General features: G+C 61.8%; 14 protein-coding genes. 11 read left to right on the top strand and 3 right to left on the bottom strand.

The features are described from left to right. Window positions 1–969, top strand: a complete 969-nt coding sequence (locus ASC80_RS08420; RefSeq protein ID WP_056294999.1) for a branched-chain amino acid ABC transporter permease — start codon at window positions 1–3, stop codon at window positions 967–969. A gap of 64 nt (window positions 970–1033) precedes the next feature. Here the strand turns inward: ASC80_RS08420 and sugE are convergent, their stop codons facing one another. Further along, window positions 1034–1348, bottom strand: a complete 315-nt coding sequence (gene sugE / locus ASC80_RS08415; RefSeq protein ID WP_056295823.1) for a quaternary ammonium compound efflux SMR transporter SugE — start codon at window positions 1346–1348, stop codon at window positions 1034–1036. Between the two features lie 159 nt (window positions 1349–1507). Here sugE and ASC80_RS08410 point away from each other — a divergent pair, with 159 nt between their 5' ends. The 4 genes from ASC80_RS08410 (at window position 1508) to ASC80_RS08395 (ending at window position 4904) form a co-directional block, all read left to right on the top strand. Beyond that, window positions 1508–3127, top strand: a complete 1620-nt coding sequence (locus ASC80_RS08410) for a peptide chain release factor 3 (protein WP_056294996.1) — start codon at window positions 1508–1510, stop codon at window positions 3125–3127. A gap of 112 nt (window positions 3128–3239) precedes the next feature. Continuing rightward, window positions 3240–3572, top strand: a complete 333-nt coding sequence (locus ASC80_RS08405) for a GrlR family regulatory protein (protein ID WP_056294993.1) — start codon at window positions 3240–3242, stop codon at window positions 3570–3572. Window positions 3573–3848: 276 nt separating this feature from the next. Further along, entirely contained in the window at window positions 3849–4331 is a 483-nt protein-coding gene (locus ASC80_RS08400) for a nucleoside 2-deoxyribosyltransferase (protein WP_056294992.1), read from the top strand. Window positions 4332–4514: 183 nt separating this feature from the next. Next, window positions 4515–4904: a hypothetical protein gene (locus ASC80_RS08395; protein WP_156464304.1), complete on the top strand. Its 390-nt coding sequence runs from the start codon at window positions 4515–4517 to the stop codon at window positions 4902–4904. A gap of 231 nt (window positions 4905–5135) precedes the next feature. On the opposite strand, the gene ASC80_RS08390 is transcribed toward ASC80_RS08395, so the two are convergent. Then, window positions 5136–5438 (bottom strand): SRPBCC family protein, encoded by a 303-nt coding sequence (locus tag ASC80_RS08390; RefSeq protein WP_244487207.1) that lies wholly within the window; start codon window positions 5436–5438, stop codon window positions 5136–5138. 280 nt (window positions 5439–5718) lie between these two features. Next, entirely contained in the window at window positions 5719–6696 is a 978-nt protein-coding gene (locus tag ASC80_RS08385; RefSeq protein ID WP_056294986.1) for a Bug family tripartite tricarboxylate transporter substrate binding protein, read from the bottom strand. A 189-nt stretch (window positions 6697–6885) separates the two neighbouring features. Between ASC80_RS08385 and ASC80_RS08380 the strand changes: the two genes are divergently transcribed. The 6 genes from ASC80_RS08380 to der all read left to right on the top strand — a co-directional run bounded on the left by ASC80_RS08380 (window position 6886) and on the right by der (window position 12651). Beyond that, window positions 6886–7470 carry an NnrU family protein gene (locus tag ASC80_RS08380; RefSeq protein WP_056295822.1) on the top strand — a complete coding sequence of 195 codons (585 nt, stop codon included), beginning with the start codon at window positions 6886–6888 and terminating at the stop codon, window positions 7468–7470. Between the two features lie 2 nt (window positions 7471–7472). Next, a complete protein-coding gene (panB, locus tag ASC80_RS08375; RefSeq protein ID WP_056294983.1) occupies window positions 7473–8324 on the top strand; it encodes a 3-methyl-2-oxobutanoate hydroxymethyltransferase in 852 nt (283 codons plus the stop codon). 447 nt (window positions 8325–8771) lie between these two features. Then, complete coding sequence (locus tag ASC80_RS08370) at window positions 8772–9455, top strand: Crp/Fnr family transcriptional regulator (RefSeq protein WP_056294980.1); 684 nt, start codon at window positions 8772–8774, stop codon at window positions 9453–9455. Window positions 9456–9951: 496 nt separating this feature from the next. After that, the gene (locus tag ASC80_RS08365; RefSeq protein WP_056294977.1) at window positions 9952–10605 is read left to right on the top strand and encodes a tetratricopeptide repeat protein; all 654 of its coding nucleotides are present in this window, start codon (window positions 9952–9954) and stop codon (window positions 10603–10605) included. A gap of 18 nt (window positions 10606–10623) precedes the next feature. After that, a complete protein-coding gene (locus ASC80_RS08360) occupies window positions 10624–11172 on the top strand; it encodes a hypothetical protein (protein ID WP_056294975.1) in 549 nt (182 codons plus the stop codon). A gap of 78 nt (window positions 11173–11250) precedes the next feature. Next, window positions 11251–12651: a ribosome biogenesis GTPase Der gene (der, locus tag ASC80_RS08355; RefSeq protein ID WP_056294972.1), complete on the top strand. Its 1401-nt coding sequence runs from the start codon at window positions 11251–11253 to the stop codon at window positions 12649–12651. Window positions 12652–12685: the final 34 nt, after the last annotated feature.

Below are 12685 nucleotides of genomic sequence, written 5' to 3'. Positions count from 1 at the left end.
ATGGCGACAATCACTGAGAACACCATTCCCGTAGGCTCCCGCTCGACCACCGACGAGATCATCGGTTTCGTCGTGATGGCGGTTGTCCTCGCCGTGCTGCCGTTCACTGGCGTCTATCCTTATTTTATCATGCAGGCGCTGTGCTTCGCGCTGTTCGCCTGCGCCTTCAATCTTCTGATTGGCTACAGCGGCCTGCTGTCGTTCGGTCATGCCATGTTCCTCGGCACTGCGGGCTATGTTTCGGCTCATGCGCTGAAGGTGTGGGGCGTATCGCCGGAACTAGGGATCCTTGCCGGCGTCGTCGCGGCGGCGGGCCTCAGCGTCATCACGGGGCTGATCGCGATCCGGCGTCAGGGCATCTACTTTGCGATGATCACGCTGGCGTTGTCGCAGCTTCTGTATTTTGTCTATATCCAGACGCCGTTCACTCATGGCGAAGACGGCATTCAGGGTGTGCCGCAGGGCAAGATGTTCGGCTTCCTCGATCTGTCGAATACGACGACGCTGTATTTTGTCGTGCTGGTAATCTTCCTGCTGGCGTTCCTGCTGATCTATCGCACCATCAACTCGCCGTTCGGCGAGGTGTTGAAGTCGATCCGCGAGAATGAACCGCGCGCGATTTCGCTCGGGTACAAGACCGACCAGTACAAGCTGCTCGCCTACATTCTGTCGGGCACGCTGGCCGGCCTCGCCGGGGCAGTGAAGGTGTTCGTTGCCCAAAACGCATCGCTGACCGACGTCCATTGGACGATATCAGGCGAGGTGGTGCTGATGACGCTGGTCGGCGGACTCGGCACGTCGTTTGGCCCCGTGGTCGGCGCGTTCATCATCGTGGCCATGCAGCAATATCTTGCTGGCTTCGGCCAGTGGGTGACGGTGATCCAGGGCGCGATCTTCGTGATCTGCGTGCTGACCTTCCGCCGGGGGATCGTCGGCGAGATCGCGCACTACTTCAAGCGCTCGCTCTAACTCTGATCCGGCGTCATCCGGAAGGCGATCGTCCCGGCCTGGCCGGGACGATGCTGTTGCCTGCTTAGGCCATCACTTTCAGCCCGGCGATTCCGGCGACGATCAACCCGATGCAGCCGAGGCGGATGGCGGTGGCGGGCTCGCCGAGCAGCGCGATGCCGAGCAGGGCGGTGCCCACCGTGCCGATCCCGGTCCATACTGCGTAGGCGGTGCCGACCTGCAGCGATTTCAGCGATAACCCGAGCAGGAACACGCTGGCGATCATGCTGACGATGGTCAGCACTGAGGGCACCAGCCGCGTAAAACCATCGGTGTATTTCAGGCCGATCGCCCAGCCAACCTCAAGCAAACCCGCAACAAACAGCATTGTCCAAGCCATGATGGATTCCATGTATGGCAGGGCCGTCCCTGCGGATTTGGGAGTGATACGAGGCCGTCCTCTCCCGGTTTATATGGATCAACTCGGAAAAGGATGCAAGTGCATGGACAATCAAACTCCCTTGATCCCGCCGCGTTTCCCTGCCACACGCTCGCAATCATGTCCGACACCGCTGTTTCCGCCGATTCCGTCGCGCGCTCGCCGCTGGCCCATGAAGTGGCGCGGCGGCGGACCTTCGCCATCATTTCTCACCCCGACGCCGGTAAGACCACGCTGACCGAAAAGCTGCTGCTGTTCGGCGGCGCCATCAATTTGGCCGGGCAGGTCAAGGCCAAGGGCGAGCGGCGCAACACCCGTTCGGACTGGATGAAGATCGAGCGCGAGCGCGGTATCTCGGTCGTAACCTCGGTGATGACCTTCGAGTTCCAGGATCACGTCTTCAACCTGCTTGATACGCCGGGTCACGAGGACTTCTCCGAGGACACCTACCGTACGCTGACCGCCGTCGATTCCGCCGTCATGGTGATCGATGCCGCGAAAGGCATCGAGGCGCGGACCCGCAAGCTGTTCGAGGTCTGCCGGTTGCGCGATATTCCAATCATCACGTTCATCAACAAAATGGACCGCGAAAGCCGCGACCCGTTCGATCTGATGGATGAGATCGAGAAGACGCTGGCGCTCGACACCACCCCGATGACCTGGCCTGTGGGGCGGGGGCGCGATTTTCTAGGCACCTACGATATCGCCACCGGCGGCATCCGCCTGCTCGAGGGTGGTGGCGCCAAGACCGGGCAGGCCGAGCAGATTGCGATTGCCGATCTCGCCGCGCGGAACCCCAATCTCGACGCGGCCGCGATCGAGGAGGAACTGGCGCTGGTGTCGGAGGCTTGCAAGCCGTTTGACATCGAGTCGTTCCGCGAGGGCCACCTGACCCCGGTGTTTTTCGGCAGCGCCTTGCGCAACTTCGGCGTCGGCGACCTGCTCGAAGGGCTCGGCCGCTATGCGCCGCCGCCGCGCGCGCAGGAGGCCGACAAGCGCAAGGTCGAGGCCGACGACCCGAAGATGAGCGCGTTCGTGTTCAAGATCCAGGCCAACATGGATCCTAACCATCGCGACCGCATCGCCTTCGCCCGGCTGTGCTCGGGCAAGCTGACGCGCGGCATGAAGGCCAAGCTGGTGCGCACCGGCAAGAATATGAGCCTGTCGTCGCCGCAGTTCTTCTTCGCGCAGGATCGCGCCATTGCGGACGAAGCGTTCGCCGGCGATGTGGTCGGCATTCCCAATCACGGCACGCTGCGGATCGGCGACACCCTGACTGAAGGTGAGGATATCACCTTCGTTGGCGTGCCGAGTTTCGCGCCGGAAATCCTGCGCCGTGTCCGGCTCGGGGATGCGATGAAGGCAAAGAAGCTCAAGGAAGCCCTGCAGCAGATGTCGGAGGAGGGCGTCGTTCAGGTGTTCCGCCCGCGTGACGGCTCGCCGGCGATGGTCGGTGTTGTCGGCCAGCTCCAGCTCGACGTGCTGAAGGCGCGGCTCGATGCCGAATACTCGTTGCCGGTCGATTTCGAGGTCAGCGAATTTCAGCTCGCACGCTGGTTTACCGCGGCCGACCGCAAGGCGTTCGACACTTTCGTCAACGCCAACGGCTCGGGCATTGCCGAGGATGTCGACGGCGATCTCGTGTTCCTCGCGCGGAACCAGTTCTATCTCGATTATACCGGCGAACGGTCGCCCGGAATCACCTTCTCCAGCATCAAGGATGTGAAAAAGAAGGTTTGAGACTGCTACGTAGCACCGTGACAACAGCCGGTGCATCGTTACTGTGTCCGTTCATTTCCGCTTCAGAAATCTCTTACTACGGTTGTTCATCGATCTCGATCTGGAATGAACAATGCGTGAGGGGCTTTACCGTGTGGCGTTTCACAACGTTCACGGCGCGGGTGGCGGCGTGATGCATGTCGCGCGCGGCAAGATGCGAGGCGGCAATTCAGCCTTTGCATTTATCGGCAGCTATACTGTCAGCGCCGATACGGTGTCGGTAAAGATCTCAACCCGACGTCACACCGCGGATCAGGGCTACAAGCCACTGTTCGACAGCGACGATATCACCCTCGTGCTCAAGGGCAAGAGCCAGGGCGATACCGTCGACTTCGAAGGTGTCGCCCTGCATTTGCCAGGAGTGACGTTCAAGGCAATGCTGACGCTGATCGAGGCGGATAGCTGAATTTTCCGTCACGCAAGAGTCGGCGTGCCTGTCGGATGTGTCAGCTTGCGCCTTTCAGTTTGCGTCGTGCACGTGTTGGTGTTGCCGTTTCGGCACGCCTTGCAGACGTTAACGCATTGCTCCAAGTCCGACGCCCGCCCCTCGTGGACGAGACGAATTAGAATATATTCCTGGATCAAGAAAGGTGAAGTCTACTCCTGTTCGCCGGACTTCTTGTTCCGCGCGCCGAACGCCGTGCCAGTCAGGTGATGACGCAGTATCTGGAAGGACCATTCCGTGACATCACGAACCATATACCTCGCCAATCCGCTGGGTTTCTCGGAGGCCGGCGCGCGCTTTATCCGCGAGGTCCTGGCGCCGCAGCTTGCGCCGCGTGGGCTCGACATCGTCAATCCGTTCGATCTGGTCGATCCGGATAAGGTCAACGCGCTCTCTGGTATGGCCGCCGGTCCAGAGCGTGTCGCGGCCTGGCGCGCTTTGAACATGGATATCGGGCAGGGAAATATCGCGGCCATCGACCGCTGTGAGGCCATGCTTGCCGTTCTCGACGGCGTCGATGTCGATAGCGGCACCGCGTCCGAGATCGGTTACGCCTTCGCGAAAGGCAAGCGCATCGTCGGCTATCGCGGCGATTTCCGTTCAGCCGCCGAGAACGAAGGCTGCGTCGTCAATCTTCAGGTCGAATACTTCATCCGGGCCAGCGGCGGCACGATCGTGGCCAAGGTCGATGCCATCGCGGATGCATTCGCCATTTCGTGACAGCGTGGCACAAACGTTAACAAGGTGTGAAGAAAATATCCGGTTTTTGCCGAGCGGACACGTTCTGTGCGAGGGATAACTCGCACGTTCGGATCATGACACTGGAAATAACCTTGTCGTCGCCGACGTGTTGCCACGATGCTCAGGTGAAATGTTCCATGGCGACTCCAAATGAGGACAGGCATGGCAACTCTCTTCGCGAGCCTTCGAAAAAACAAGAACTTCGCAACGAGATCGATTGAACGCGACGCGGCAACCGATTTCTCAAGACTGATGTCGATATACGAAGCCATTGACCAGTCGCTATCGGACGCGGAAGCAGAGAAGGCGGGCTTGCGAGCAAGGCTGGACAGCGTCCTGTCGCGGGCAGCGATGGCGATCGGCAACGGTGACGATGAATATCTGAGCAGGGACGCGGTGGACACGCGCCATCTCGATATCCTGGATGCGGAAATCAGGAACGGAGAACAGCGCATCGAAACGCTGACGGTCGGGACTGCCAAACTCCTATCCTTGAAGGAAACATTGCTTGCAAGCTTTCCCGAACTCGCAAGTAAGATGGAAGCTCATTGAACTATCGGCATGACCGATAGCTGTCTTGCGGCAGGACTGTACACCAACCGCATCAACGTTTGGCAACAGGAGAAGACAGCTTAGCGCAGCCGTTTCTCCACATTCGCCTTGATGTTGGCGAGCGCCGTCGCGGCTTCCTCGTCGATGCGCTGGATCATTTCCGGTGTCGGCGGCTTCGGCCTTGCGGGGTTGCGCGCGGTGCGCGTGAATCTGGTGCCGCCGTCGACATCTTCAGGTGTATTGAATGACGATCGGACCGATGAACGGCGTGTCAGCCTGCACGATCCACAGCCGCGGGCTGTCGCACTCCTTCACCACCCAGTTCATCGGCACTTCGCCGGAGCGGATGTGCCATTTCTCGTGAAAAGTTTCGCCCTTGGCGAGAGGGCGGTCCTCGCTGTCGATCTTGTGCGACGCCGTGATCCACTCCGGCCATGACTGCGGATTGGTGACGTAGTCGAATACAGCTTTCGCCGGCGCTGCGATCACGATGTCATGGCTGCGCTCGAAGGCGACGGTGGCGGGTGCGGTCATGGCGTGTCCTTGTGAGGATTGTTCTGTTTTGTTATCACCGGACTTGTCCGGTCATCCATCATGACAGTAGTTTCGCGAGATGGATGCGCGGGTCAAGCCTGCGTGTGACAGGGCAGCCAATGGCACGGAAAATGTTTGTTCGCTCGTCATGCCCGGCCTTGTGTCGGGCATCTCGCTTAGGGACACAGCGCGCTCACCTCATCGGGATCACCGGGACAAGCCCGGTGATGACATCGAAGTTGGAGCAGACTCCGTGGGTTGGCCGCTGAGTGCTCAGGATTCAATTGATCCTGAGATTCCCCGCCTTAATGACGTCGGCCCAGAGCTTGATCTCAGCGTTGACGCGTGCGCGCAGTTCTTCAGGCGAGGAGGGCGTAGGTTCGATCAACTGGGTTTCGAGTTTGGTGCGCACCTCAGGCTTGGTAAGCGTGGCGCGAACCTCCTTGTTGATCTCCGCGATCACCGCCGGCGGCGTGCCGCCCGGCGCAATCAGTGCGTTCCAGGCATCGGACTCGACGTCGATGCCGCTCTCTTTCAATGTCGGGACGTCGGGCAGGAAGCGCGAGCGTTGCGCGGTGGAAACCGCCAGAATTTTGACCTGGCCGCCCGCGAGCTGCGGCGTGACCGCGATGGCCGGAAGGCACGCCGCCTGCACGTCGCCGCGGATCACCGCCATCACCACCTGCGGCGAGCTGGCGTAGGGGATGTGGGTGAGCTTCGCGCCGGCGCGCTGCGCGATCGCTTCCATGGTGAGGTGAGACAGCGAACCTGCGCCGATCGAACCGAAGGCGATCTTGTCGGGATCGCGCTTCACTGTGGCGACGAATTCCGCCGCCGAATTAACGTTGAGGCTCGATGGCACCACCAGCACGCTCGGCAATGACGTGAGCAGGGTGACTGTCGCGATGTCCTTCGCCGGATCGTAAGGCAGCTTCGAAAACAGCAGCGTGTTGATGGCCAGCGGCCCGCCGAGGCTGATGCCGATGGTCGCGCCATCCGGCGCCGCCTTGGCGACGGCGTCGGTGCCGATATTGCCGCCGGCGCCAGACTTGTTCTCGATCACGAACGCCGTGCCGGGGTGGCGGCTCTGCAGGTCGTCGGCGAGAATCCGTCCCACCATGTCCGGCGTCGAACCGGGGCCGAATGGCACTACGATCCGCACGGTTTTCGTGGTGGGCCAGGCCGGCGCTGGCGTTTGCGCGAAAGACGGCAAGATGAACCCGAGAAGCAGGGCGGCGCTGAGAGCTATGGCTTTCATGGACGGTCCGGATCTGGAGGATTTCGGCGCGAGAGCCGCAGGGCGGGGATGATTTTGCGGCATTGCACACAGGACCATAAAGATGATACCCGGGCACGGCACTGGCGGAGACTAGCATCCTCCGCGCAGGGTGGAAATGTCGCGCAGCAAGGCCACGTTCGGCGTTGCCGATGACAGACGGGTGGCATGATGGGTTTGGGACTCCTGATCCTCGGGCTGGTGCTTTTTCTCGGCGTCCACACACTGACGACGCAGCGCGACGCGCGCGCTGCGCTGATCGGCAAGTTCGGCCGGGGCGGCTACATGGGGCTCTATGCGCTGGCCTCGTTCGCTGGTCTTGCGCTGATCGTCTGGGGCTACAGCGTTTATCGCGCCACCGGCTGGATCGACGTATGGTCTCCGCCTGTCGCATTCCGGCACGTCACGCTGCTGCTGATGCTGCCCGCCGTCATTCTTGTCGTCGCGTCGTATATTCGCGGGCGCATCTACACCACGCTGAAGCATCCGATGCTGGCCGGCATCAAACTGTGGGCGGCGGCGCATCTGCTCGCCAACGGCGATCTCGGCTCGATCGTGCTGTTCGGCTCGTTCCTCGCATGGGCGGTCTATGACCGCATTTCCCTCAAGCATCGCGCGGATGCCGGTGCGCCGCCGATTCCCGTCGGCGGCCCCAGCAACGACGTGATCGCAGTCGCGGTCGGCGTCGTGGTCTATGTCGCGCTCGCTTTCGCATTCCATCCGCTGGTGATCGGCGTTCCTGTCGTTGGAGTCTGACAATGTCCGTACAAGCTGCCATCAAGCGCAAGACCGCGCCTGACATTCTCGCGCGCAAGGGCGGCGAGCCGATCGTGATGCTGACGTCGTATCATGCACACACCGCGGCGCTGATGGATCGCTACTGCGATGCCATTCTGGTCGGCGACTCGCTCGGCAACGTGATGCACGGCTTCGAGACCACGGTGCCGGTAACGCTCGAGATGATGATCCTGCAGGGCCGCGCGGTGATGCGCGGCTCGAAGCAGGCGCTGGTGGTGGTCGACATGCCGTTCGGCTCCTACGAGGCGTCGAAGGAGCAGGCGTTTCATTCGGCCGTGCGCATCATGAAGGAAACCCAGTGTGGCGCGGTGAAGATGGAAGGCGGCGCGTTGATGGCCGAGACCATCGAGTTTCTGACCCGGCGCGGCATTCCGGTGATGGCGCATATCGGCCTCACGCCACAGTCGATCAACACGCTCGGCAGCTTCAGGTCGCAGGGCCGCGAAGAGGCGACGAAAATTGCCGCCGGCGAGAATGTCAGCGGTCCGATCCAGGAAGACGCCAAAGCGATTGCGGATGCTGGCGCGTTTTCCGTCGTGGTCGAGGCGGTCGCCGAGCCCCTCGCCAAGCGTATCACCGAAATCATTTCGATCCCGACCATCGGCATCGGCGCCAGTGCGGCATGCGACGGTCAGGTGCTGGTGCTGGAAGACATGCTCGGCCTGTCGCCATGGGTGCCGAAATTCGTCAAGCGCTACGGCAACCTCGGCCCGGGCATTGAAGCTGCGATTCAGGACTACGCCAGCGAAGTGCGCTCGCGCGCCTTCCCGGGGCCTGAGCATGTCTACGGGCTGAAAAAGCCCAAAGTCTGATCGTCTGTTTCGATTGTAACGCCGGACAGTATCGACGTCTTTTGACAGTGATCACGTCACTGCGCGTGGCGTAAACAGTGCGCGCTGCGGCGTTGCATGCGCCCGGCGTATGCGCAACTGACGCGCGAGCGCAAAAAGTTCCCCCCGTACCTATGTCGGTTTCCGAACATAATTTGGGTCGGCTGCGAAACCACCGACCAGTGCCGACGTTGACCATCTGACATTCCGCTGTGGGACGTTCGCGCTGAGCGTCCAAACATTTCGTGCGAATTTCTTCGTAGCGAAATTCAGCATCTGTTTGCGGCTATGTCGGAATCCGGGCGGACAATCGGTTTGCCGCTCGCGTAGGTGAAGTGTTCCTTGGCCGTGCCATGGGCGCATTTCTCATCCCTTTCAAGGGATCGGCCCTGGTCCGAACGGGCAGGATCCAAAACACAAACGGTCAGTATGGATTATCGCGGCAACAAACTGTTGGCGGCGCTTTCGCGCGAGGCCTATGAGGCACTTAGCCCTTATTTTGTTTCCTGTGCCTTCGCGCAGGGCGTTGTGTTGGCCGAGGCCGGCGATCCTGTCGAGTATGTCTATTTTCCGCTCAGCGGCATGATCTCCATTGTCGTGGTGATGAAGGACGGCAAGGCCGTCGAAACCGCAACAGTCGGCCGCGACGGCGTGTTCGGCGCGATGGCCGGATTCGGCGCGTACGTCACGAAATTCCGCGCCATCGTCCAGGTGCCGATCACCGCGATCCGGATTCCGTCGGCTCAGTTCGCTAAGGTGGTGCAGAAGAGCAAGGAGCTTCAGTTCCTGTGCGTCACTTTCAACGAATTCTTGTTGGTTCAGGCTCGGGTCACTGCGGCCTGCAATGCGCTTCACAAGGTCGAAGAGCGATTCTGCCGCTGGCTGCTCCAGACCCGCGAAACCACCGGCTGCGATACGATCACGCTGACGCAGGAATTCCTGTCTGAAATGCTCGGTGTTCGCCGCACCTCGATCACCGATGTTGCGTCACGCCTGCAGAGCTCGGGGATCATCAGTTACTCGCGCGGCGTTATCAGGATCATCGATCTGGCGGCGCTTGAGGGATTGTCGTGCGAGTGCTTTGAAACGTTGCGCGAGCAGAGCGCGATTTGACGCGCGGCGCTTACGACGGCGGACTTTCCTCGTTCGCGGATCTGGCCGAATTCTGCCGCCGGGTGGTGCCGCATTGAGCGCAGACGTAGTCGATCGTTTCGGTCGCACCGCGAAATTTGGGGGTGACCCGTTTAATTTCCATCACGCGCTTGCACTCCGGGCAAATCGCCAGCGACGGTACTCCCATATCGTGATTTTTTGTCATTTGCCCCAAGCCTTGTCCCGATGCCAAGGATAGGTTGCGCGAGGAAAGTCTGTCAGTCCGGTTCCAGACTCAGGCTCACTCTTTCGATGCCATGGGAGTGGCTGCGGGCGAGGCGAAAGTGGGGGAGCGGCGCTGTCGGCCGGTTCGGCCCGATTCATTGTTAACGCTTTGATCCGACTGGCTTTGCCTTGTCGCCGCCATACCGTTAAAGTATCGCCGCCGTGTCATCGGGGATTTGCGCGCGACTCAGCGCCGGACGGCCTTTTCCAGCATTCGGGTGGGATCTCTTAAGTGTCTGAAATATTTGACGAAGTTAACGAAGAGCTGCGGCGTGAGCAGCTCAGGCGGATCTGGGAACGTTATTCGGGCCTGATTATCGGCGCGGCGGTCGTGGTCGTTCTCGCGGTAGGGGGCTGGCGCGGGTATCAATATTGGCAGGCCGAGCAGTCCGCGAAGGCAGGCACCGCCTTCGAGGCCGCTGTCGCATTGTCCGAAGCCAACAAGACGGCGGAAGCCGAGGCGGCATTCGCCAAAATCGGCGCCGAGGGCACTGGCGGTTATCGGTTGCTGGCGCGTTTCCGCGCTGCCGCCGAGACCGCGAAGGGCGATCCGCAGGCCGCGGTGAAACTTTACGACGGTATTGCCGCCGATGGCAGCGTCGATGCGACCAATCAGGACCTTGCCCGGTTGCGCGCGGCGGGATTGCTGCTCGATACCGCGTCTTATGATGAACTGCGCGAGCGCCTTGAGCCGCTGACGGCGACGGGCCGGACTTTCCGTCATTCAGCCCGCGAGATGCTTGCATTGTCGGCCTGGCGCGCCAACGACGCTACGTCGGCACGGCAATGGCTCGACATGATTGCCGGCGACACCGCGACCCCATCCAGCATGCGTAGCCGCGCCGAAGCGTTGCAGGCATTGCTTCCGCCTGCAGCCAAGAGCTGAGCCGAGCAAGAGATATCGATGCGCGTATCGCAACGCCTGATCGCCGCCACTGTTCTCATCGCCCTGTCCGGCGCACTCGCCGGTTGCAGCAGCAGTTCCTTGGGCGATCTCGACCCCACGTCGATGCTCGACTTCCTCGACACCAAGAAGAAGCTGCCGGGCGAACGCAAGCCGGTGTTCCCGGAAGGCGTGCCGGGTGTGGAGCAGGGCGTGCCCAAGGACCTGTATCGCGGTGCGCAGGAACAGCAGCAGCAAGAGGCGCCACCGGTCGCCGAGGCGCCGAAGCCTGAGCCGAAAGCCAGACGCTCCCGCACGGCGGCCCGTCCGCCTGCCTCACAGGCTGAGCCCGCCGCCGCACCGGACACGGAAGAAGGCGCACCCGTGGCGACCAAGCCGACGCCCGCGCCGAAACGCAAGCGTGCCCGGATCACCGCTCCGCAACACGACGAGCCCGCGCCTCAACAGCAGACCCAGTCGCCGCCGCCGCAACAGGCTCCGGTGCAGCAGCAACAACCTGAACTCAAGCCGTTCCCGGCGCCGTTGCCGAGCGGGACTTTCCAGCGCTGACATTGAGCAGCGGGTTCGGTTGAACCCGCATCACGAGTTTTTTCGACGGATTGTCCGTAAGGGGCACACGGATCGATCATGTCTTTCACCATCGCGATCATCGGCCGGCCCAACGTCGGCAAATCGACCCTGTTCAACCGGCTGGTGGGGCAGAAGCTCGCGCTGGTTGATGACCAGCCTGGCGTGACCCGCGACCGCCGCGAGGGGTTGGGCAGGCTCGGCGATCTCGAGTTCACCATCATCGACACCGCAGGCCTCGATCAGGGCGCGCGCGGCTCGCTTACTGCGCGGATGCAGGAGCAGACCGAGGCCGCGATCGCCGCCGCCGATGCGCTGATGTTCGTGTTCGACGCACGGATCGGCCTGACGCCGACGGACCGTTCGTTCGCCGATTTCGCGCGTCGCGCCAACAAGCCGGTGGTGCTGATCGCCAACAAGAGTGAAGGCAAGCACGGCGAAGCCGGTGCGATGGAGTCCTACGCGCTCGGCCTCGGCGATCCGGTCGTGATCTCGGCGGAGCATGGCGAAGGATTGAGCGATCTTTACGACGCGCTGCGCGACCTGATGCCGGAGCCGGTCGCGGACGACGACGATGAGGTTCAAGACGCCGGGACATTTGAGAACGTGGAAGGAGCGGACGGCGATCTCAGCACGCGTGCCATTCGTGTTGCAGTGCTCGGCCGTCCCAATGCCGGCAAGTCGACGCTGATCAATCATTTGCTCGGCGAAGAGCGCCTGCTGACCAGTCCGGAAGCGGGCACCACCCGGGATTCGATTGCCGTCGATATTTCCTGGCATGGCCGTGAGTTTCGCGTGTTCGATACCGCGGGCCTGCGCCGCCGCTCGCGGATCGAGGACAAGCTCGAGAAGCTGTCGGTCTCCGACGCGTTGCGCGCGGTGCGCTTCGCCGAAGTCGTCGTGTTGATGATGGACTCGCAGAACAGGTTCGAGGAGCAGGATTTGCGCCTCGCCGATCTGATCGAGCGCGAGGGCCGCGCGCTGGTGATTGCGGTCAACAAATGGGATTTGATGGACCGCGCACCGAGCCAGATCGCGAAGCTGCGCGAGACCGCAGATCACCTGCTGCCGCAAGTCCGGGGCGCGCCGGTGGTGGCGGTGTCCGGCATGATGGGCGAGGGCATCGACCGCCTGATGAAGGCTATCGAAGAAGCCCATGCGATGTGGAATCGCCGGGTCTCCACCAGCCAGCTCAATCGCTGGTTCGAGCAGGCCATAGCGGTCAACCCGCCGCCGGCGGTTTCCGGGCGGCGGCTGAAGCTGAATTACATTACCCAGGCCAAGTCACGGCCGCCGACCTTCGTGATCTTCTGCACGCGAGCCGACGCGGTGCCGACATCCTATCTGCGTTATCTGACCAACAGCATGCGCGAATGGTTCAAGCTGCCGGGTACGCCGATCCGCATCATGCTGCGCGAGAAGGACAACCCGTTCGCGCACAAGGCCAAGCGGAAGTCGTGAGCCGGTGCCGCCAGGCGACCCGGAACAATTTGCC

This window comes from Afipia sp. Root123D2 (assembly GCF_001425835.1).
In the GTDB taxonomy this organism is placed as follows: Bacteria; Pseudomonadota; Alphaproteobacteria; order Rhizobiales; family Xanthobacteraceae; genus Afipia.
This window is presented reverse-complemented; position numbering and strand designations above follow the sequence as displayed.